Origin of the sequence: Ramlibacter sp. WS9, from assembly GCF_003797765.1 — a bacterium.
Taxonomy (GTDB): Bacteria; Pseudomonadota; Gammaproteobacteria; order Burkholderiales; family Burkholderiaceae_C; genus Ramlibacter.
Map to the genome: position 1 here is coordinate 21,000 of NZ_RKMB01000003.1, position 19,500 is coordinate 40,499.

The following is a 19,500-nucleotide window of genomic DNA, read 5'->3' on the forward strand; positions in this document are numbered from 1 at the left end:
GTGCGGGCCGGTGTCTGCGAAGCGGTGCACGACTTCGTCCTGGGACAGGGGGGCCGCTCGTTTTCAGTGCAATCAAGGGGGTGATCTCAGTTCTCGCGCAGTTCGAAACCTTGGAGCAGCCTGTTTAGCTGCTCAGCTAAACAGGCAAAAAACAGCTAACAATTAGCTGCGCGCCGGCTTGCGACGTGCGGCCACCGACTTCCTCGCAGCCTTGGCCGTGGGTGCGGGCGCCCGGACGACGCTGAGTTGCTGCTGGAGGTCCTGCGTGCGCTGCTCCGCGGCCGCCAGCCGCTCTCGGAGTGCGGCAATCTCCAGCCGTCCCTGGGCCTGCGCTTCCATGGCGCCCTCCTTCCCGCGCTGCGCCTCCTCCAAGCCCGTTTCGTGCCGGCGCTTGGCCTCCCCTAGTTCCGCGCGTGCCTGTTTGGCCTCCTGCCGGGCCCGGTCCACTTCTTCGAGGAACCGGCGTTCAGTGGCCTGTTCGCGTGCCTGCAACCGTTCGCGTTCCTGGCTGGCGGCTTCGGCCTGGACGTCGAAGCGCCGGCGGTCGGCGTCACGCTCCTCGACCAGCCGTGCCAGGCTGGCGCGCGCCTGTGCCAGTTGCTTGCCCGCATCCTCCAATTGGGAGGCCTGGTCCTTGAGCTGCGTCCTGGCCAGCTCAAGTGCTTGCTCGAGGGTGGCGCTGCGTTCGGCCAAGGCGCCCTCTTGGCGCTTCAACTCGGTGCGGGCCTGTTCCAGCTCGTGTCTGTCCTTGGCCAGTTGGGCCTGTCGCTCCTGTTCGCCGGCCGCAGCCTCGGTGCGCGCCATCGTCAGTGCTTGGGTCCAGAGGTCCAACAGCGCCTGGCGCAATGCCGGCGGTGGCGTGTCCTTGCCCTCGGCGGCGTTCTCCGGCCGCACCCCCAACCGCGCCGCCAGGCCGGCGAACCAGTTCTCCAGCAGCGGCCCTACGGTGTTGGGCGATCCGCGGCCCAGCTTCATACGCACCCGTTCCACCGTCGGGCGCAGCTGCTCCGCTAATAGCGCATCGGCCGCGAAGTTCACATCGACCTGCTGCACGCCTCTCGTACTTTTCGGTTGCATAGTGGTCTCCGGGACGGTTTTTCACCATCGATAAGAGATATTTATCGTGGTTAGTTATCGAATTTTGTAATAGATCATACATCGCACATATGAAAAAGCTGAACAGGCCGATCGTGCTCGAACTGGCCAACGCTCGCGACCGTATCCTGGCCCAATCGGCAGCGCTTTCGGCAATGAGGCGCGTGCGGTCTAGCAGCTATTGCGACTGCAAAGGCCAAAACACCGTGTGGCTATGCGTTCGGGGGGAATCCGCGGTTGGGCAGGCCGGTTCGCATTGCGAGACTCGACGGCCCGCCCCCTGCACTCAGATAAGTCACAACAAGACCGGCCGAATCCGTGCGTAGAGGCTCGGGCCAAAAACCGTCGACCATTACGAAAAGCGCTGTTGCCAGACTAGGGGCGCTGCTCCGGCGAAGAACGACGTCTTGAAGGCAGCCCTCCGCAGCGTGCGTGATACCTTTTCTAGTGACCTGCACGGCCTGCGAGATCGCGCAGTGCGGCTATCCCCACTTGGTCGGTCGAGTGGGTTTCGGCGCAGTCACGTTTGCGTTCGGTCGTCGCGCAGCTTGAAGGCTAGCCGAATGCCGCCCGCGACGATCGCACCGGTGATCCAGAACACGCCGGAGATGCCGATAGCAGTGCCCGCCAGGCCGAACAGCATCGGCATGGAGAAGCTCGAGACATTGACCGCCATGACCCGCAGCGCGACTGCCTCACCGTGACGGTGCCCTGGCGTAATTTGGTGGAGCATGCTCATCATCATCGGTTGCACGGTTCCTAGGGCCACGCCCAGCAGGATAGAACACGTGCCCATGGCCAGCGGCGCCTGGAGGAGCGGATAGATGCCGAACAACAGTGCCGTTGCCGCCATCGCTGCCGAGATAACCGCCCATTCGCGCAGGCGTGCGGCGACGAGCGGTAGAACCACCCGCACCAGCGCCGAGGCAACGGCAAAGGCACCGAGGATTGAACCGATCACCGAAGCCGACAGGCCACGCTCATGGCCCAGTACCGGCACGACAAACGCGTGAACATCCCAGCACGACGACAGTAACCAATTGACCAGCAGCAGCCTGCGAAACATCGGCTCACGTATCAAGTCCCAGGTCCTCTTTTCGGGCTGCTCGCCCAACGTCGGCACGCAAGGCAAATCCGGTACCGACTTCACCCAGAACCAAGACAGCAGTGGCAGGGCCGCCATCAGCAAAAACGCAACGCGAAAGCCTCCGTTGTCGATGATCAGGCCGGCGCTGAACGGCCCCAGGAAGTTCGAAATCGCCGGCCCTATAGCGAGCCACGAGAACACCTGCTTGAGTTCGGTTGGGTTCTCCGCTGCCCGGCCGACATGTCGCTGCAAGGCAATCGACGCGACGCCGGCCGCGCCTCCGGTTAGCAGTGCGCTCAGGCAAAGCACTGAAAAGACCGGAAAGGCCACGGCCAAACCCGCCCCGAAGGTCGCAGCCACCACACTTAACCCCATGGGCCGCTTCAGGCCGTGCCGGTCGGCATAACGCCCAGCAGGTAGGGCGAAGAACACCTGCGTTAGCGCAAACAGCGCCATCAGCACGCCAACGGCAACCTCGCCATGGCCCTGCCGCAGCGCCAGCAGGGGCGCAGCCATACGCATGCCGGCCATGCACGCATACAGGAAGATGTGGCCGGCGATGAGTCGGGCGAGAACGGGGTTTAAAGCGCCCCTCATTTGAGCGCTTCGACGGCATACACCTGCAAAACGTTCTTGTCAGATCTGGGCGTCATTCAGAAACCGAACATGAGATCTGGTCAATGCCCTTTCTGCGTCGGCCTGTATTCGACGATCCTGTTGGCATCGACCTCGCAGCTTCCCGAACGCCTTGCACAAGTTGGTCGACCGCAAGCATCATCGCCTTCGCGGCTCCGGTGGCCGCGGCGCCGGCTTCTGTGAGTTTCAGCCCACGATGATGACGATAGAACAACTGCGTCCCGAGCGCATCCTCCAGTCGAGCAAGGCGGTGGCTTGCCCCTGCGACAGATAAATGGCAGTGGGACGCAGCTGCCGAGAGTGAGCCGCGAGCGGCACATTCAAGCAGAAGTCGCATGGAGACAAGATCCAGCCGTGCCAAATTGATCTCCGGAGGGGACACCCCCTCACTCGCAGGAACAGCACGCGCCAGCATTTCAGCCGAGTTCGAACAGAATCTCGCCGTACCCAACAAGTGCTCCTTCAATGACGACTTGCCGTAGATCATGGCGATCGCGATCGCGATGGCGTCAGCACTGCAGTCAGGACCTTTTCGCGATGCTTCGTTGGGTTAATTGCTTGAAGCGACTCCTCGCGTCGTCGACCCATCAGCTCGAGACCCTGCTGGATGCGGCTGTGTTCTCGCGCGAGTTCGCGCAATGCGTTGACCGCAGCCTCGCGGTCGACCAGTTCGAATCGGATACGCTGCCCCTCCCTCAGCTGCGCAACCCGCCACAGGTCCGCTTCGATGACGGTGGCGATCTTGGGGTAGCCCCCGCAGGTGTTCGCCTCCGCGAGTTGGATGATCGGCTGTCCGGCTGGCGGCACGTGCACGGTACCGGGGACAATTCCATGCGACAGCAGATCGAGGGTGCGCCTTGTCTTCAGCGCAACCCCTTCCAGACGGTATCCCTGGCGGTTGCGGTCTGGGGTGACTCTGTACTCCGAGAGCTCGAATGCAGTTGCTGCATCCTCAGTAAAATGCCTGTACTCCGCCCCCGACATGACGCGGATTCTCACTGTCCCGGAGGCCAGTTGACTGGCGAACTGAATTCGCGAATCGGGCGCGATACCCACTGGACCAGTGTGGGCCGCCCCCGAGCTGTTCTCCTGAACCAGGGAAAGATGATCACCTTTGCGGAGGCCGCGTCCCTCCAGCCCACCGAAGCTGCCTTTCAGGTCAGTCGAGCGAGAACCGAGAACTAACGGCACGTCGACGCCGCCGGTGAACGCGAGATAGGCTCTGGCGCCGTGCGTGGGAGCCTCAACCTTCAACACATCTCCCGCCCGAGCTTGAGCCGCCCACCAGCTTGGCAGGTTGCGATGCGGAAGCGTCACCGATGTGGCTGCGCCCGTGCATGCGAAATAGGTGTCCTGGTGCAGCTTGATTCTGAATGGGAAAGTGCTGATCTCGATGCCGGCAGACGTTTCATCGTTGCCTACCATGCAGTTCGCCAACGAAAGAGCGGAAGCGTCCATCGCACCGCCGGCGCTAACGCCGATGCCCACATGCGCAGGACGCCCGAGGTCTTCCACGAGGTTCGATGCGCCGTTGCTGAGAATCTCGATCAAGACGCTGCTCCTCGAGCAGAAAAGCGGATGCGATCGCCGGGTGCGAGAAGACACGGCTCAGCGCGCAAGGAATCGAACATGTCTAGCTCCGTCATGCCCAACATGTGCCATCCGGAGGGCATATCCGTTGGAATGACACCCGTCTGCGCACCACCGATCGCCACCGAACCTTTGGGTACTCGAGCGCGCGGCGTTTGGCGCCGCGGAACGGCGAGCCGGGGCGGCAGTCCTACGAGGTAAGCGAAGCCGGGGACGCTACCGATGCACGCGACGTGGTATTCCTCTGACGTGTGGAGCCGAATCACTTCGTCGATGCTCAAGCGCACATGCCGGGCGATGCCCTCAAGTTCGGAGCCTGGTGACGTGTCATAGGCGACCGGCACCTCCAGCACCCGCCCGGTTCCCTCGTGCGGTGCCGATCTGCTCCATGCATCCTCGAGCGAATTCTGGAGCTCCGGGAGGTCCGCTATGAGGGGGTCGAACGCAAAGAGAACGTTGTTGATGCCCAATACTGCGTTGCGCACGCCACGCAACCTCTCCACGGGACCGCCCTTCGCGGTCAGGAACCAGAGGTGCTGCTGCGTCCGAAGGTCGAATGATCCTTCGGACACATCCATCAACAGGGCACCCGCGCCGCAGGCAGAGAAACGTGGCTTGGTCACAGTCGGCAGGTGAACAGGTTCAATCGACCCTGATGCCGGCTTCGTCAATGACCTTCTTCCACTTGGCTCCTTCGGAGCTGACGATGCCCGCAACCTTCGCCGCCGGCCCGCCAACCAGCTCGATGTCCATCTCGGCGAGCTTGTCTCTGAATTCCTTTTCACTGAGCACCGCGTTAATGGACTGGTTCAGTTTCTCGACTACGTCCTTGGGTGTACGCGCAGGTACAACCATCGCGTACCAGAGATAGATTTCAAAATCTTTCATCCCTTTTGTGTCGGCGACCGGCACGAGCTCTGGATAGCGCGCGGAGCGGCCAGGAGAGGTTATCGCGAGCGCCTTGAGCTTGCCTGCCTTGACCAAGGGCATAGCCTCTGAAACCAGGGCGATCATCATCTGGATGTTGCCCGCCATCAAGTCCTGAAGTGCCGGAGCGCCACCCTTGTACGGAATGTGGGTAACGGACACCCCCGCGGCCCGCTTGTACAGCTCCATGGCCAGGTGACTCGGCGCGCCGCTGCCCGCAGATCCATAGCTCAGCTTGCCGGTATTCTTCTTCAGGTACGCAGTGAGTTCCTCGATGTTGTTCGCCGGCACCTGAGGGTTGACGACCAGGACGCTTGCAATGCGAGCCACCGGCAGGACGGCCGCGAAATCCTTCACCGGGTCGTATTGCAGTTTGCTATAGAGCGAGCCATTGATTGCAAGACCGATCGTCGTGGCGAGCATGATGGTGTGGCCATCCGCGGGAGATCTCGCGACGGTGACGGCGCCCACCTGCTCGGAGGCGCCCGGCTTGTTGTCGACCACCACGGGCTGGCCAAGGCGTTCGGTCAATTTCTGGCCAATCATCCGTGCCATGGCATCCGTGGACCCGCCGGGCGAGTACGGCACGACGATGCGGACGGGACCGGAAGGGAAATCCGCAGCGAACGCAACTGGGATGAACGCAACGAGTGCCAAGGCGACTGCGCGCCGGAGAAGTGAAGTCATTTTTTGCTCCTGAATCTATGGGGATGGGCGCTCAACGAACGACTGCGATCTGTTCGCGTTTGCCCGCTTTGTAGGTGAACAGCGTTAGAGCGCCGTTCTTCATATCGCCTTTGTCGTCAAACGAGATTGCGCCAGTCACTCCATTAAATTCCCGTGTCTTCGCGAGCTCAGGCAAGTACTTGGAAGGAGTGGCTGACCCGGCCTTCACCATTGCCGCAACCATCACCTGGACGGCGTCATACGAATACGGCGAATAAATTTGCACATCAGTGCCGAACTTCTTCTTGTAGGTTTCCTTGAACCTGTCGATCGCAACCTTTCTGGAGCCTTCAACGCCACCAGCCTCGGCACATACAACCTGACCGTCGCCAATGGATTCACCAGCCAGTTTGGGCAGTTCACCTGAGCAGATGCCATCACCGCCCATGAACTTTGCATCGACACCCAGTTGTTTCATCTGCCGCAGCATGGGACCGCCCACCGCATCCATACCGCCGAAGAAGACGATGTCGGGCTTCTTCGCCTTGATGGCCGTCAGGATGGCCGTGAAGTCCATGGCCTTGTCTGTCGTGTACTGCTGCTCGGCGATGGTGCCGCCAGCCGCCTTGACAGCCTTGACGAATTCGTCGGCCACCCCCTGGCCGTACGCCGTGCGGTCGTCGATTACCGCGATCGACTTGCCCTTGAGCTCATTGACGGCGTAACGGCCCAACGTGCGTCCCAGTTGCACGTCATCGGCAACAACGCGGAAGGTCGTCTTGTAGCCCTGGCGCGTGTACTTCGGATTGGTCGATGAGGGAGATATCTGCGGGATTCCAGCATCGCTGTAGACCCTGGACGCCGGGATTGTGGTTCCCGAATTCAGATGGCCGATCACACCGTTGATCTTGGAATCCACCAGCTTCTGGGCTGCCGCGGTCCCCTGCTTCGGATCTCCGGCGTCGTCTTCAGTCAGTAGCTCGAACCTGGCCTTCTTGCCGCCAATCTGGACACCCTTGGCATTGAGCTCGTCAATTGCCATTCGCGCACCGTTCTCGTTGTCCTTTCCCAGATGCGAGATTGCGCCGCTGATGGGCCCCACATGGCCGATTCTCACGACAAGTTCCTGGGCCGACAGCGTGCCCGAAGCAACTGCTACGGCGAAAGCAAGGACGTGAATTCGAAAGTTCATCGGAAAGCTCCTCCAACTAGGGTTTGATGAGCGCGGCATTGAAGGTGGCGCACGGGACAAGCGCCTCTGCCAGCTCGGTGGATAGCGTCCCGTTCAAAACTGCTCACTTGACGCGCGTGGACGGCAAGCGGTTTGCCATCTTCTGAAACAGTCCGATCTCCCGCCACATCAGGGCTGGGTTGGAATACATCGGAAAGTGCCCGCTGTGCGGAATCTCCGACAGACGCACTCCGCGGCCCTCAATGTGTGACAAGTAGGACAGCGTCGCGTTTTGGTCGCCGTACATGAACATCTTGGGACAGGGAAGCGCGAGAAACTTCTCTGTCAAGGCGCCGTGGTCGGATAGCTCCACCATGGATTCGAAGATGCCTCGCACTGCGGCAGCTCGAACTTTGTGGCGCAGGCTGGCCGCGTACAGCGCACTTGCGTAAGCTGGCGAGTGGCGGACTCGTTCAATGAAATCGTCAAAGAAGCGCGCGGCGTCCGGCTGTGGATAGTCCAGGATCTGCCGACTCAAGAAGCAGTCCTGGGGATCGAGATTGCCCTCAATGTTGACCAAGCTCAGTATCCGTTGGGGGTACTTGTTGGCCAGCATCAATGCGGTGAGTCCCCCCATCGAGTGCCCGACGAGGTGAAATCGCTCGTATCCCTGCTTCTCAAGCATTGCCAGTACCGTTTCGACCAAAAATGGGATCGATACCCGGGACAGATCACTGCACTCGGTCTCGCCGCATCCAGGCGCGTCATAGGCAAGGAAGGGATGCCCAGTGAATACGTCGTGACGAACGATGTCGGCGTAGTCCTCCTTCGTTGAACCGAATCCGTGAAGGAACACGATCGGTTCGAGCTTCCCTGCGCGATGAATCGATGCGACCTCCAGATCGACGCCGTCGACACGAAGAGCGGCCTTGGACTTGGCGAACTCACATTTCATCGTGATCTTCTTCGTGCATTTGCAGTTCATCCGTTTCGGCTAGCCGGTGTGAAGGGAGTTGGGGGGACGCGCGTATTTGGTGACTACTGCTGCGGGATGTTCAAGTCCTTGACCAACTTCCCGTAGAACGTGGACTCGGCGCGGATGAACTCGGCGAAGTCGGCGGCCGATCCGCCGGCCGGATAGAGGCTGATCTCCCCAAGCTGCTTCTGGACGTCCGGAGCAGACAGGACTTTTTGCGTGACCGCATTCAGTCGCTGAACGATGGGCGCCGGAGTGCCCCCAGGGGCGAGCAGCCCCATCCAGTACACGGCCTTGTAGTTGGGAATGCCCGCTTCCGCCACCGTGGGAACGTCCGGCAGTGTCGGCAGACGCTTGTCGCTGGTGACCGCGAGCGCCTTCAACTTCCCGCTCTTGACGTAGGGAACAGCGGTCGGTGACGTCTCGAACATGAGATCGATGTGGCCGCCGACCAGGTCCGCAAGCGCCGGTGCGCCGCCTTTGTAGGCCACATTGACCATCTCGGTGCGCGTCGCAACCATGAAGATTCGCGCCGAGAGGTCCTGCGGGTTGCCGACGCCGGAGGTGCCGAAGCTCAGCTTGCCCGGGTTCGCACGAAGATGCGCGACCAGTTCGCCTACGGTGTTGGCCTGCACCTTGGCCGGATTCACGATCAGTACGTTCGGTTGGTCCGCCACCCGAATGATGGGCGCAAGATCCTTCAGCGGATCGAAAGACAGTTTCTGGAACAGGTGCGCGTTGGTAGCCAGGCTGAACGGCGCCATCACCAGCGTGTAGCCGTCCTTCGGCGACTTCGCCACATGGTCCATGCCGATGTTTCCGCTTGCGCCCGGCCGGTTGTCGACGATGACCGGCTGCCGCAGCTCTTCGGACAGCTTCTGGCCAAGCATCCGGGCCACCATGTCGATGCTCCCCCCGGGAGGGAATGGGACGACCAGGCGAACGGGTTTGGAAGGGTACTCGTCGGCTGCGATGGCAGCACCCGCGAGCATCGAGGCTGTCGCGACCGCGGCAGTTGCAAGGGTACGAATGAGTGTGTTCATGGAGTTGGCAATTGATGTGTGAATGAAAGGCGGGGTACAAAGCTCAGTGGTGACTTGATATCCATCTGCGTTGGTGCCATGACGTGCAGGATTGATAGCTGCGAGCGACGCCGAGGATGCGGGCATCCGCGTCGGTGGGGCCAGCGATCTGCAGGCCAATCGGCAAGCCCTTGTCGTCCTCGCCCATCTGCACGGAAATGCCGCAGAGATCCAGCAGGTTTCCGATGCGGGCGTATCGAACCGGAGGCACCGCGTGATCAACAGTGGCGAGCGGGCGGGCTGTCCACTGCGTCGTCGGCGTCAGGAACACGTCCAAATCGCCGAACGACTCGGCAAATCGCGCCTTGAGTTCCGCGCGCCGTCTGCAGGCGTTGACGTACTTCACGGAAGAGAACTTCGACCCCGCCACGATCCTCGGCCGCACGGAGGGGTCCATCTTGAGCGAGTCATCCAGTGCCAGGTGTCCCCAGCTCGCCGCCGCTTCCGACAGCATGATGGAACTGGCGACGTCAGCGAAGTCATCGAAGGTCGTGGGCAGAACCAATTCGCGCAAATCAGCTCGCTGCTCTCGGAAGGTCGACAGCGCGCGCGCGTAGGCCGTTTTGATCTCCGGCTGAAGGCCTTCGAGGTCGCTGTCCGCCAAGTACCCGACCCGCAGGCCATGGAGCGACGCAGTCGTGCCTTCTTGCAGTTCCGCTGCGGGAAACGAGCGCTCGTCCCCGGTGAGAGCGGAAAACATCAGCGCCGCGTCCTCAGCGGTCTGAGCGAGCAGGCCCACGCTGTCCAGTGTGGTGCTCAGCGGCACGACACCGTCGCTGCGCAGGCGACCTATCGTTGGCTTGAGCCCGGTGATGCCGCACAGCGCGGCCGGCACGCGTACCGAAGCCCCCGTGTCGGTTCCGATAGACAGCGGCACCATGCCCGCAGCGACTGCCACCGCGGACCCGCTGCTCGATCCGCCCGGGGACAGGTGCTCCGAGTGGCCCCACGGATTGCGCGGAGCGCCCATGTATTCGTTCGCGCCCCATGCGCCGAGGGCGAACTCGACCATGTGCGTCTTGCCGACAATCACCGCGCCGCACTCCAGCAAACGCCTTGTGATCCATGCATCGGCAACGGCAATTTCGTCCACTCGCAACGACGACCCTGCCGTACTGGCACGGCCGCTCACATCGATGTTGTCCTTCAGTGCAACGGGGATGCCGTGCAACGGTCCCAGCCAGTAGCCGGCGCCGATCAGACGGTCTGCTGCCTCGGCCGCACGTAGTGCTTCATCGGCGTAGACGCCAACGAAGGCATGTAGGTGTTCGTCGAGCTTCCGAATGCGCGCGAGCGCGTACTGCGTCAGGTCGACCGATGTGCATGCGCCGGAGCGGAGCATTTCCCCCATGGAAACGAGGCTGGGGAACCCTGCGGCGAGGATTTGAGTGGCCAGGTTCACGCCTGCGCTCCCATCGCCTTCGCGATCAATGCGGACGTCCCCACGATGTCAGGATACTTCTCGCCCGCGTCGAGTCGCTTCAACGTGAGCTTCTCGTCGCTCATCATCTTCAGCGCGCGTCGCGCGCTCGCCTCGATGTCGGCGGCCGGTATGACCAGGACGCCGTTCTCGTCCGCGAGGATCGCGTCGCCTGGGTTGACTGCCACCGACCCGCAGGTCACAGGGACGCAGAATTCGCCGCCGAGGCCGAGGCTCTTGACGGTGACCGCGGAGGTCCCCTTAGACCACACCGGCACGCCGTACTGGCGCAGCTCGCCGAGGTCGGTGACCAGCCCGTCGACGATGATGCCGGCAACGCCGGCAACCTTGGCCGCGTACGCCACTGCGCCGCCCATGGTGGCGATCATCTCGTCCCCGCAGCGGTCGATGACGATGATGTCGCCGCGGCGCGCCTTGCCGACGGCGTGGTGAACCATCGAACCATCCATCCCCGGCACGCGAACGGTGACGGCCGTGCCGGCGATGCGGCGATCCTGGAAATGTGCGCGGATGGAGGGCGCCATGAACCCGGTGTGCCGAAAGTGGCCGATGACTGCCGGCTCGGCGGTGACGAGAAGATCGAGCAGTGCCGCATCGACTTGCGGCGGAAGATCATTCAGAATGAACAAGGTGCGGTCCTTCAAAACAGTTGCGTTGGAAATCAACTCTATGAGTGCAGCGACCAACCGAAAAGACACATATTTCTCCCCCTGGCTATAAACAAAACTGATGTTGCGAATCACCTTTCGGCAGATGGAGGCTTTTTATTGGGCCGCGACCCTCGGAACGGTCAATGCGGCCGCCAAGCATCTGTTCGTTAGCCAGCCCGCCATCACGGCCCGGGTCAAAGAGCTCGAAGACATCCTCGGGATTGCGCTGCTCAGTCGCAGCCAGCAAGGCGTTCAGCTGACGCCTGCGGGCCGGGAAGTTCTCCAGGACGCGCAGCGAATCCTGAAACTGGGCGAAGAATTGGAGCGGCGCGGACAGCATGAGGTGCCGCCTCTCGACGGGGTCCTGCGACTCGGCGCCGACGAATCCTCGGCGGCGGTCGCTGTGTCCGAAATCCTTCGTCAGCTGAGGGTGCGTTATCCGGCGCTTCGCGTCGATCTGAGCATCGAGCGCAGCAAGGTGCTCCACGAGAAGCTCAATCGGCGTGAACTCGATGTGGCGCTGCAGACGAGCCCCGTCGCGCGCCCCCATGTTTCCGACGAACTGCTCGGCTGGGTGCAAGTGGCATGGGTGGCGGCATCGGGCATGGAGTTGGCGCACCTTCCGCTTTCCCCGAGCGATGCCGCTTCCGTGCCTGTCGTGACCAATCCACCGCCGTCGGTGCTGCATTTCGTGGCGCGAGATTGGCTCAGCAAAGCGGGAACGGATCTGCATCATCTGAACACCTGCAATTCCCTCGCGATGATCATGAGTCTGGTCCAGGAGGGGCACGCTATCGCGGCCCTTCCCGTTCCAGTCGTCTTCGAGAAGCTGAAGCTCGGAACGCTGAAGCTGGTTGAGGCGGAGCCGCCTCTGCCGCCTATCGCCTACTACATCTCCTATCTGGTCGAGAAGCAGGACGCCGGTGTTGCGACGATCGTCGACGTCGCGAAGAACGTGCTCAGCTCGGCCCAGTTCTTCCTTCGGCAACCCGCCGAGTAGGCTCGGTTACGGTTTGGTCGTCGCGTTGCAGAACGCGTTAACGGCCGCGCAGCAAGGAATGAATCGTCCATGAACAGCGCACCTATTCCTTCGGCGCCCCAGAGTCGCGCACGATGGTCTCGTACCGCTTCACCTCCGAAGCGGCGAACCTGCCGAACTCTTGTGCGGTTCCGCCTAAGACAATGGCGCCCATGCCGGTCAGCTTGGCTTGAATCTCGGGATTGCGCAGGATCTTGTTCACTTCCGCGTTGAGGCGCGCCACCGCTTCAGCGGGAGCGTTCGCGGGCAGCATCAGGCCGTACCACGCCGACGCCAGCATGGGCGTCCCGGCCTCCTTGAACGTAGGCACATCCGGCAACGCTGGCAGGCGCTTCTGGGAAGCTACTGCCAGCGGCCGGAGCAATCCGCCCTTGATGCTGCCCAGCGAGCCAGTGTCGAGCATCATGTCGATATGTCCGGCGATGAGGTCTTGCGCCGCCGGGCCGCTGCCCTTGTAGGGCACATGGCGGACGTCGAGCCCGGTGGCCGTCTTGAACTGCGCGCCGGCAAGGTGTTGCGATCCGCCAATGCCGGACGAGCCATACGTGTACTTGCCAGGCTCCTTCTTCGCGGCGCTCACGATGTCCTTGAGCGAGTTCCAGCGCGACTTCGCGGGAACCACCATGATGTTCGGGATCTCGCACAGCGACACCACCGGCGTGAAGTCGCTGACGGGCTGGTAGCCCAACTTCGCATACAAATGCGGCGCCGCGGCGTTGGTGGAGCTTGTTGCGAGAAGGATGACATGGCCGTCAGCCTTTTCCTTAACGAACTGCTGTGTGCCGATCACTCCGCCTGCGCCGCCTTTGTTGTCGACCACGACCGGCACGCCGAGCGCTTGCGACAGCGGCTGCGCCAACATGCGGCCTACCTGGTCGGTGGCGCCTCCGGCCGGCCACGGCACCAAAATCTTGATGGGGCGATCGTCGGATGGCCACGCTGCAAGCGCCCACGTGCTGCAGAGAGTCAACAGGCATGCGGCCGCCGCATTGCGGCGAGAGAAGTTTGTGCGATTCACAGTCATGTCCTTGAAGTTTTTTGATTGATGGTGGCAACGGCCAATGGCGCCGCGCAAGTGCCCGCGCAAATGGCCGCGATGGTTTGCTGCTCCTGCCGAGCCTTTTCTCGTGCCATAGCAGGGACTTCTGCAGCGCTGCCCGCCAGAAAGGCCACGAGGCCGTCTGAGTCTCCGTCCACCGCGTCGCCCGGGTTCACGAGCATGCCGCCGACGGTGATCGTCACGTTGATGCTGCCCGGTCCGCCGTTGTAGGGCCCGCGCAAACTCACGCCGAATTGCGATTGAGGGTATTGGGATATGAGCGCCTCGTACCTGTTGCTGGACAAACGCGATCCGTGCATCAGGTCGGCTTGTATCCGACTTTTGCGATGAGTGCCGCCCACTTCGCACGGTCGCGGGAGAACAGCTCGGACGTTTCCTTGAGGTCCGTCGCCACCACTTCCATCGTGGCGCGGCCCAGCGAGTCCACCACGTCCTGCTGCTTCAGCGAAGCGCGCAGCGCCGCGCTGTGTGCCGCGATGACTTCGGCAGGCATCTTCGCATGCGCGAAGAATGAGAAGTACACCCTGTGAACCATGTCCGCCACACCCTGCTCCGCGAAGGTCGCAACGTTCGGCACGAACGGGCTGCGCTTGTCGCTTGTCACCGCGATCAGGCGCAGCCTGCCTTCCCCCAGGTGCGGCAGCACATCTCCGAGCGTCGTCACCAGCGCGGGCACGTTGCCCGCGATCGTGTCCTGTACCGCCAGAGCGCCACCCTTATAGGAAACATTCACGAGATCGATCCCGGCGGCCTTGCCCAGCACCGCGCCGACGATGAGCGACACGACACCTGCCGTGGCGACCGTCGCGTGCTTTGCATCGCGCCTCACCCACGCAAGGTACTCGGGCACCGTGCGCACCGAGGCAGGCACCATCGGCCCGACGGCGTAGGCGTAATCCATGCAGCAGCCTGCCGTCAGCGGAATGAAGTCCGCAACGGGGTCGTACGGCAACGGATCCTTCTGCACATGCTGCGACAGCGTGAACATCGTCATCGCAGTTTGCAGGATGACGCTGCCGTCCGTGGGCAGTGTCCTGACATAGCTCACGCCAACCTGCCCTGCCGCCCCGGCCTTGTTCTCGACGATCACGGAACCCGCGTAGCCCGCCGGCATGTTCAGCGCCACCTTTCGGCTGAGAAGGTCGGTAGTGCCTCCAGGTGCGAACGTGCAAACGATCTTCAACAACGGAAACTTCTGCTGCGCGTGCAGTGCACCGGCCGCGGCGAGAAGGGGCAAGGTGCCCGCGACAGCAATGATGTCCCGGCGTCGCGAGCCGAAAGTCTTGTCGATAGCGCTCATGCTTAGATCACTCCCGCAGCGCGCAACGCTGCAATGTCGGATTCCCCAAGTTGAAGAACGTCTCGCAGCACTTCGTCCGTGTGCTGGCCGAGAGTCGGCGGAGCAACGGGAGGACGGGTTTCCATGCCCGTGAACTTGATGGGATTGCCCAGGAACTTCACCGCCCCGCCCTGGACGTGCTCGGCCTCGAACGTGAGTTCACGCTGCGCCACCTGCGCATCCGCGAACATCTCGGGATAGGTGTAGATCGGGCCGCCTGGAACTCCGGCGGCCTCGAGTTGCGCCAGCAGCTCGTCCGACTGCCAGGTGCGCGTGAGCGCGTTGAATGCAGACGCGAGGTCGGCGCGATGCGCAAGGCGCTTCGCGTTCGTCGAGAAACGCGGATCACCGGCCAGCTCGGGGTGGCGCAGAACTTCGCAGAAACTCTTGTACTGCGCCTCGCTGCCGCAGATCACCACGATGCTGCGGTCCGCGCATTCGAAGGCCTGGGACGGCAGGCCGCCATTGCCTTCGGTGCCTCTGCGCTGCGGAACGATGCCCGTGGTGAGGTACGTCGCGACATAGTGCGCCTGCGCGGCGATCGTGCAATCCAGCAACGCGATGTCGATGTGCTGGCCCTCGCCCGAAAACGTCTCGCGTTCGTACAGGGCCGCGATCACTCCCGTCGTGGCGTATTGGCCAGCGATAAAGTCCGAGATGCTCGGTCCCGTCTTCATCGGCCCGCCGCCGGGCACACCGTCGGGCAGTCCGGTCACGCTCATCAACCCGCCCATGGCCTGGAACACCGTGTCGTAGCCCGGCCGCTTTGCATACGGGCCGGTCTGTCCGTAACCGGTCACCGAGCAATATACGATCTTCGGGTTCGTCTTGCGAATGGATTCGTAGTCCAGGCCGTAGCGCTGGAGGTCGCCCACCTTGTAGTTCTCGATCAACACGTCGCACTGCGCGGCGAGCTGGTGCACGAGGCGCTGGCCTTCCGGCCTGGCGATGTCGATGGTCAGCGACCGCTTGTTGCGGTTGGCGCTGAGGTACATCGGCGACTCGCGCGTGTCGTTGCCGTCGCGGTCCTTCAGGAAGGGCGGCCCCCAGTGGCGGGATTCGTCTCCCTTGCCCGGACGTTCCACCTTGATGACCTCGGCGCCAAGGTCGCCCAACGACTGGGCCGCGAGCGGCGCCGCGAGGATGCGGCTGAGGTCCAGCACGCGAATGCCGGCAAGGGGTAGTCTTTTCACGATGTTTTTCCAAAGACCCGGTTGACGAATTGCGGATACGTTTCAGCGAGCTCCGCGGCGACGCGCCCGCGCAGCAGCGCCAGCGTTTCGCCGTCAGGCGCCGGCGTCTGCGGCACCTGGCCGGGGCACTCGAAGTCGAAGCCGGTGTTGTCCCGCACTTCCTCGATGGTGTGGCCCGGGTGAATGCTCGCCAGGCGAAAGCGCAGCCGCGCGCGGTCGAACGAGAACCAGCACAGGGGCGTGAGCAGCCCCACGGGGCCGCCGGGTCGGTACGTGCCATCGTTCTTCGGCCCGCACGACGAAATGAAATCCACCCTGGGCACGAATACGCGCCGCGAGTGCTCCTCGCGAAAGAGGATCACCCGCGGTACCAGGTAGTACAGCTGCCCTGAACCGAAAGAGCCCGGCCAGCGCACATCGGTTCGCGGGTACTCGCCGCCGGCGCCAACGAGGTTGATGTTGGCCTGGCCGTCGATCTGCCCGCCGCTCAGGAAGAACGCATCCAGGCGTCCCTGCGCCGCCAGGTCGAACAGCTCGCCGCCGGTTCGGATGAAATTGTGACGGTTGCTCCCGAGTATCCCGAGATACATGGGCGTCTTGGATTTCGCGCGCGCCAGCAGTGCGCCCGCGGCGGGAATCGGCGAAGAAGCGCCGGTCGCCACGATGCGGCAACCCTCCAGCAGCTTCGCGATGACATCGATCAGGAGCTCCTGCGCGTTTGTCTGCAGCACGCTCATGACGGCCCCATCTCCGGGCTGAAGACATGCTTGTCGAGATAGGACTGGAAGTCGGCTTCGCTGCGCGACATCTCCGTATAGAGCTTCAGGTGCGCGGCGTCGGCTTCGTACAGGTCCCACAACGCGAGCGGCCATGCACCACGCTTCGCGATCGCGACTTCGGCGCCGTAGGCGGCCGCCAGGCAGCCGGCCGCCGTCTCTTCCCGCGCGAGCAGGTCGATGTCGCGGATTTCCTCGACAGTGACGAGCGTGCGGTTCGCGGCCTGCGCCATGACCAGAAACTCGCGTCGGGCGCCGATGAACACGTTGCCGTTGCGGTCCGCGTAAGGAGCATGGAACATCGCGAATTCCGGCCGGATCGCGGGCAGCAGGACGAGCGGGTCCTTCTCTTGCGCGAAGGGGTTGTCGATCACCTGCCAGTCGGGCCGGTTGGCGAGCAAGTCGGTCCCGAGTAGTCCGCGCATGGCCATGAAAGGAAGGCCCGCCGCCGCGGCGCGAAAGCCCGCGTGCACCGCGGGACACGTCGCGTCCAGCACGCGGACCTCTCCGGACTTGAGCGCGGCCTGGAACCTGCGGGCTGAGCCGAACTCGCCCAGGGTGATGCCGGACGTTTCCACCGTGCCCACGCAACCGGCGCCGATCAGGAGGTCGGCCTGCATGCCCGATGTCGGCAGGCACACCAGGTGAAGACCGCGCACCCCGCGCCGCACGAGAGCGCGTGTGAGGCTCATCGACACGCCCGACATGTCCGACGGCAGGGCGACCATCGAGCCATCTGGGATCGACGCGGCGAGCTGCTCGACAGTGGCGGGAGTCATCATTGCAGGGCTGCCTTGGCCTTCGCTTCCTCGCTGAACTGCTCGTAGGCGTCGAACGCGCGCACGGAATAGGCGTAAGCGGCACCGGCATTCATGGCGATCGCGGTGCCCATGGCATCGGCCAGTTCCGCTCGCGTCACGCCGGCCGCCACGGCGGCCTTCACGTGCCCGGCGATGCACGTCTCGCAGCGCGTCGTCACCGCCACCGCCAGCGCGATCAGCTCGCGCGTCTTGCGATCGATGGCGCCGGCGCCGTTCTGCGCCGCGCCCAGGTGCTGGAAAGCCTCCATCAGCTTCGGCGATGCCTTCATCAACGCACTGCCGGCGAGTCGGCTGGCCTTCAGTTCCTCGATCCAGTTTTTCAAGCCCATGACGTGTACCTTCAGGCCGCGACAGGCTTCGCTGCTTTCGCGGCGCCCGTGCGGGTGTGGTTGATCGTCGCGCGCACATGCTGCGGGTTCTTGACCAGGCTCAGGACGGGGCAGGTCTGCTCCACCGCCTCGAACAGTTCCTTGATCTGTTCGTTCGATGCCGGCGACGACACATTCACCACGTAGTTGATGTCGGTCGGGTGCACCGGCAGGTTCTCGAACCCCGGCTTGCCCGCGCGCGGGTCGTACGTGCCGTTCACTTCCACTTCGATGGATTCCAGCGGGATGCGGCGCACGGAGGCCTGCATCTCACAGATGTGGACGACGCACGCGCCCAGCACGCCCATCATCGTCTCCGGCGAGCTCGGGCCCAGGTCGTAGCCGGCGAAGTCATACGGGCTGTCGTTGATGATGTGGTGGTCACGGATGCGGATATGCCGGATGCCGCTGCGGCCTTCGGCCGTCACTTTGGCATTGAGCGTCATCGGAAGCAGTTCGCCGCGCGCATGCTTGGCATCGCGTGCTTCCATCGCAAGCCGTTTCTGTTCCAGGTATTCGTTGAGGTTGCTCATGGTGTCCTTCGGTTCGGTGATGGCGATGAATGATTTGGGGAGGTCGGTCAGGCCGCGGGAGGCTGGTAGTTGACGCGCTTGATGTATGCGGCCCACTGCACGCGGTCCTTCGCAAGGAGTTCCGCGGTCTGGTTCGGATCCGTCGGCAACGGGTCCAGGGCGACGCGGGCCAGCGCGTCGACCACATCCTTCTGCGCGAGCGCCGCGCGGATGGCGGCGCTGTGGCTCGCCACCAGCTCGGCAGGAGTCTTGGCATGGGCGAAGAACGCGAAATAGTTCTTGACCACCACATCCGCAACGCCCTGTTCCACGAAAGTCGGCACGTTGGGCGTCAAGGTATTGCGCTTGTCGCCGGTCGTTGCGAGCAGCCGCAATTTGTCACCCAAGAAAGGAACGATGTCACCGATCGTCGTCACCACGCCCGGGATGTTGCCAGCCATGGTGTCCTGCACCGCCGGCGCGCCACCCTTGTACTGCACCTGCACCAGCTCGACATTCGACGCCTTGCCCAGCAGCAGGCCCACGATGGTGGGGAGCTGTCCGATGGCGGCAAAAGTGGCGTTCCTCGGGTCGCGCTTCGTCCAGGCCACGTACTCCTGCACCGTGCGGATGGACGGCGGCACCATGGGGCCGACGGCGAAAGCGTATTCCACCTGGCAGCCGGCCGTGAGCGGCACGAAGTCGGCGGCTTCGTACTGCAGGTTCTTGTAGACCTGCGGGAACAGCGAGAACATGGTGAAGGTCGCCTGCAGGATGTGCGACCCGTCGGCGGGCTGCTGCTTCACGTACGCAACCGAGATCACTGCCTGGGCGCCGGTCTTGTTCTCGACGATCACAGAAGGCACGTAGCCGGGCGACAGCTTCGCGGCCACCTGGCGGCACAGCTGGTCGGTCGTTCCACCGGGGGCATACCCGCAGATGATCTTGATGTTGCCGGGCTTTGGTTGAGCGGCCGCCTGTCCCACGGCGGATAACAACGCGAGGCCACCGGCGGTGCCGATCAGTTGACGACGCTGGATCATGGAAGAAAGCTCCTCGGATGGAAAGTGA

General features: G+C 63.1%; 21 protein-coding genes. 1 reads left to right on the top strand and 20 read right to left on the bottom strand.

Annotation, left to right across the window (positions count from 1 at the left end; translation table 11 throughout):
- Nucleotides 1–162 precede the first annotated feature (162 nt).
- The 11 genes from EEB15_RS06000 to EEB15_RS06050 form a co-directional block, all read right to left on the bottom strand.
- A complete protein-coding gene (locus EEB15_RS06000; protein WP_141508694.1) occupies nt 163–1,077 on the bottom strand; it encodes a DNA-binding protein in 915 nt (304 codons plus the stop codon).
- Between the two features lie 538 nt (nt 1,078–1,615).
- Nucleotides 1,616–2,779, bottom strand: a complete 1,164-nt coding sequence (locus tag EEB15_RS06005; protein ID WP_141508696.1) for an MFS transporter — start codon at nt 2,777–2,779, stop codon at nt 1,616–1,618.
- A gap of 52 nt (nt 2,780–2,831) precedes the next feature.
- Nucleotides 2,832–3,305, bottom strand: coding sequence for a LysR family transcriptional regulator (locus tag EEB15_RS06010; RefSeq protein ID WP_370283397.1), 474 nt, complete (start codon nt 3,303–3,305; stop codon nt 2,832–2,834).
- The gene (locus EEB15_RS06015) at nt 3,302–4,369 is read right to left on the bottom strand and encodes a biotin-dependent carboxyltransferase family protein (RefSeq protein ID WP_141508697.1); all 1,068 of its coding nucleotides are present in this window, start codon (nt 4,367–4,369) and stop codon (nt 3,302–3,304) included. Before EEB15_RS06015 ends, EEB15_RS06010 begins: the two co-directional genes overlap by 4 nt.
- Nucleotides 4,366–5,079: a 5-oxoprolinase subunit PxpB gene (pxpB, locus tag EEB15_RS06020; RefSeq protein ID WP_141508699.1), complete on the bottom strand. Its 714-nt coding sequence runs from the start codon at nt 5,077–5,079 to the stop codon at nt 4,366–4,368. The genes EEB15_RS06015 and pxpB overlap by 4 nt, the downstream gene beginning before the upstream one ends.
- Entirely contained in the window at nt 5,051–6,022 is a 972-nt protein-coding gene (locus EEB15_RS06025) for a tripartite tricarboxylate transporter substrate binding protein (RefSeq protein ID WP_141508701.1), read from the bottom strand. Before EEB15_RS06025 ends, pxpB begins: the two co-directional genes overlap by 29 nt.
- 31 nt (nt 6,023–6,053) lie before the next feature.
- Nucleotides 6,054–7,193, bottom strand: a complete 1,140-nt coding sequence (locus EEB15_RS06030) for a branched-chain amino acid ABC transporter substrate-binding protein (RefSeq protein WP_141508703.1) — start codon at nt 7,191–7,193, stop codon at nt 6,054–6,056.
- 103 nt (nt 7,194–7,296) lie between these two features.
- Entirely contained in the window at nt 7,297–8,127 is an 831-nt protein-coding gene (locus EEB15_RS06035; protein ID WP_370283399.1) for an alpha/beta fold hydrolase, read from the bottom strand.
- 83 nt (nt 8,128–8,210) lie between these two features.
- Nucleotides 8,211–9,191, bottom strand: a complete 981-nt coding sequence (locus EEB15_RS06040) for a tripartite tricarboxylate transporter substrate binding protein (protein WP_141508704.1) — start codon at nt 9,189–9,191, stop codon at nt 8,211–8,213.
- A 43-nt stretch (nt 9,192–9,234) separates the two neighbouring features.
- Nucleotides 9,235–10,632 (bottom strand): amidase, encoded by a 1,398-nt coding sequence (locus tag EEB15_RS06045; protein ID WP_141508706.1) that lies wholly within the window; start codon nt 10,630–10,632, stop codon nt 9,235–9,237.
- Nucleotides 10,629–11,414: an RraA family protein gene (locus EEB15_RS06050; protein ID WP_233259375.1), complete on the bottom strand. Its 786-nt coding sequence runs from the start codon at nt 11,412–11,414 to the stop codon at nt 10,629–10,631. Before EEB15_RS06050 ends, EEB15_RS06045 begins: the two co-directional genes overlap by 4 nt.
- On the opposite strand from EEB15_RS06050, the gene EEB15_RS06055 reads away from it, so the two are divergent.
- The gene (locus EEB15_RS06055; RefSeq protein WP_141508708.1) at nt 11,401–12,321 is read left to right on the top strand and encodes a LysR family transcriptional regulator; all 921 of its coding nucleotides are present in this window, start codon (nt 11,401–11,403) and stop codon (nt 12,319–12,321) included. The two genes, EEB15_RS06050 and EEB15_RS06055, sit on opposite strands and share 14 nt — an antisense overlap.
- Nucleotides 12,322–12,403: 82 nt before the next feature.
- Here the strand turns inward: EEB15_RS06055 and EEB15_RS06060 are convergent, their stop codons facing one another.
- The 9 genes from EEB15_RS06060 to EEB15_RS06100 are packed head-to-tail and all read right to left on the bottom strand — an operon-like array spanning nt 12,404 to nt 19,472.
- A complete protein-coding gene (locus tag EEB15_RS06060) occupies nt 12,404–13,378 on the bottom strand; it encodes a tripartite tricarboxylate transporter substrate binding protein (protein ID WP_233259376.1) in 975 nt (324 codons plus the stop codon).
- 2 nt (nt 13,379–13,380) lie between these two features.
- A complete protein-coding gene (locus EEB15_RS34570) occupies nt 13,381–13,719 on the bottom strand; it encodes a hypothetical protein (RefSeq protein WP_141508711.1) in 339 nt (112 codons plus the stop codon).
- A complete protein-coding gene (locus tag EEB15_RS06070; RefSeq protein ID WP_141508713.1) occupies nt 13,719–14,720 on the bottom strand; it encodes a tripartite tricarboxylate transporter substrate-binding protein in 1,002 nt (333 codons plus the stop codon). The genes EEB15_RS34570 and EEB15_RS06070 overlap by 1 nt, the downstream gene beginning before the upstream one ends.
- A 2-nt stretch (nt 14,721–14,722) precedes the next feature.
- Nucleotides 14,723–15,952, bottom strand: a complete 1,230-nt coding sequence (locus EEB15_RS06075) for a CaiB/BaiF CoA-transferase family protein (RefSeq protein ID WP_141508715.1) — start codon at nt 15,950–15,952, stop codon at nt 14,723–14,725.
- Complete coding sequence (locus EEB15_RS06080) at nt 15,949–16,689, bottom strand: CoA-transferase (protein WP_141508717.1); 741 nt, start codon at nt 16,687–16,689, stop codon at nt 15,949–15,951. The genes EEB15_RS06075 and EEB15_RS06080 overlap by 4 nt, the downstream gene beginning before the upstream one ends.
- Nucleotides 16,686–17,510: a CoA transferase subunit A gene (locus EEB15_RS06085; protein WP_233259377.1), complete on the bottom strand. Its 825-nt coding sequence runs from the start codon at nt 17,508–17,510 to the stop codon at nt 16,686–16,688. The genes EEB15_RS06080 and EEB15_RS06085 overlap by 4 nt, the downstream gene beginning before the upstream one ends.
- A complete protein-coding gene (locus EEB15_RS06090; protein WP_141508721.1) occupies nt 17,507–17,878 on the bottom strand; it encodes a carboxymuconolactone decarboxylase family protein in 372 nt (123 codons plus the stop codon). Before EEB15_RS06090 ends, EEB15_RS06085 begins: the two co-directional genes overlap by 4 nt.
- A gap of 11 nt (nt 17,879–17,889) precedes the next feature.
- Nucleotides 17,890–18,450 (bottom strand): OsmC family protein, encoded by a 561-nt coding sequence (locus EEB15_RS06095; RefSeq protein ID WP_141508723.1) that lies wholly within the window; start codon nt 18,448–18,450, stop codon nt 17,890–17,892.
- Between the two features lie 47 nt (nt 18,451–18,497).
- Nucleotides 18,498–19,472, bottom strand: coding sequence for a tripartite tricarboxylate transporter substrate-binding protein (locus EEB15_RS06100; protein WP_158290003.1), 975 nt, complete (start codon nt 19,470–19,472; stop codon nt 18,498–18,500).
- Nucleotides 19,473–19,500 lie beyond the last annotated feature (28 nt).

What these genes read in the sequence shown, in the direction of transcription:
- EEB15_RS06030 (WP_141508703.1), bottom strand. Translation starts at nt 7,193, where the DNA reads ATGAACTTTCGAATTCACGTCCTTGCTTTCGCCGTAGCAGTTGCTTCG.
- EEB15_RS06010 (WP_370283397.1), bottom strand. Translation starts at nt 3,305, where the DNA reads ATGATCTACGGCAAGTCGTCATTGAAGGAGCACTTGTTGGGTACGGCG.
- EEB15_RS06070 (WP_141508713.1), bottom strand. Translation starts at nt 14,720, where the DNA reads ATGAGCGCTATCGACAAGACTTTCGGCTCGCGACGCCGGGACATCATT.
- EEB15_RS06000 (WP_141508694.1), bottom strand. Translation starts at nt 1,077, where the DNA reads ATGCAACCGAAAAGTACGAGAGGCGTGCAGCAGGTCGATGTGAACTTC.
- EEB15_RS06025 (WP_141508701.1), bottom strand. Translation starts at nt 6,022, where the DNA reads ATGACTTCACTTCTCCGGCGCGCAGTCGCCTTGGCACTCGTTGCGTTC.
- EEB15_RS06055 (WP_141508708.1), top strand. Translation starts at nt 11,401, where the DNA reads ATGTTGCGAATCACCTTTCGGCAGATGGAGGCTTTTTATTGGGCCGCG.
- EEB15_RS06005 (WP_141508696.1), bottom strand. Translation starts at nt 2,779, where the DNA reads ATGAGGGGCGCTTTAAACCCCGTTCTCGCCCGACTCATCGCCGGCCAC.
- EEB15_RS06090 (WP_141508721.1), bottom strand. Translation starts at nt 17,878, where the DNA reads ATGGGCTTGAAAAACTGGATCGAGGAACTGAAGGCCAGCCGACTCGCC.
- EEB15_RS06100 (WP_158290003.1), bottom strand. Translation starts at nt 19,472, where the DNA reads ATGATCCAGCGTCGTCAACTGATCGGCACCGCCGGTGGCCTCGCGTTG.
- EEB15_RS06040 (WP_141508704.1), bottom strand. Translation starts at nt 9,191, where the DNA reads ATGAACACACTCATTCGTACCCTTGCAACTGCCGCGGTCGCGACAGCC.
- EEB15_RS06035 (WP_370283399.1), bottom strand. Translation starts at nt 8,127, where the DNA reads ATGAAATGTGAGTTCGCCAAGTCCAAGGCCGCTCTTCGTGTCGACGGC.
- EEB15_RS06085 (WP_233259377.1), bottom strand. Translation starts at nt 17,510, where the DNA reads ATGATGACTCCCGCCACTGTCGAGCAGCTCGCCGCGTCGATCCCAGAT.
- EEB15_RS06080 (WP_141508717.1), bottom strand. Translation starts at nt 16,689, where the DNA reads ATGAGCGTGCTGCAGACAAACGCGCAGGAGCTCCTGATCGATGTCATC.
- EEB15_RS06095 (WP_141508723.1), bottom strand. Translation starts at nt 18,450, where the DNA reads ATGAGCAACCTCAACGAATACCTGGAACAGAAACGGCTTGCGATGGAA.
- EEB15_RS34570 (WP_141508711.1), bottom strand. Translation starts at nt 13,719, where the DNA reads ATGCACGGATCGCGTTTGTCCAGCAACAGGTACGAGGCGCTCATATCC.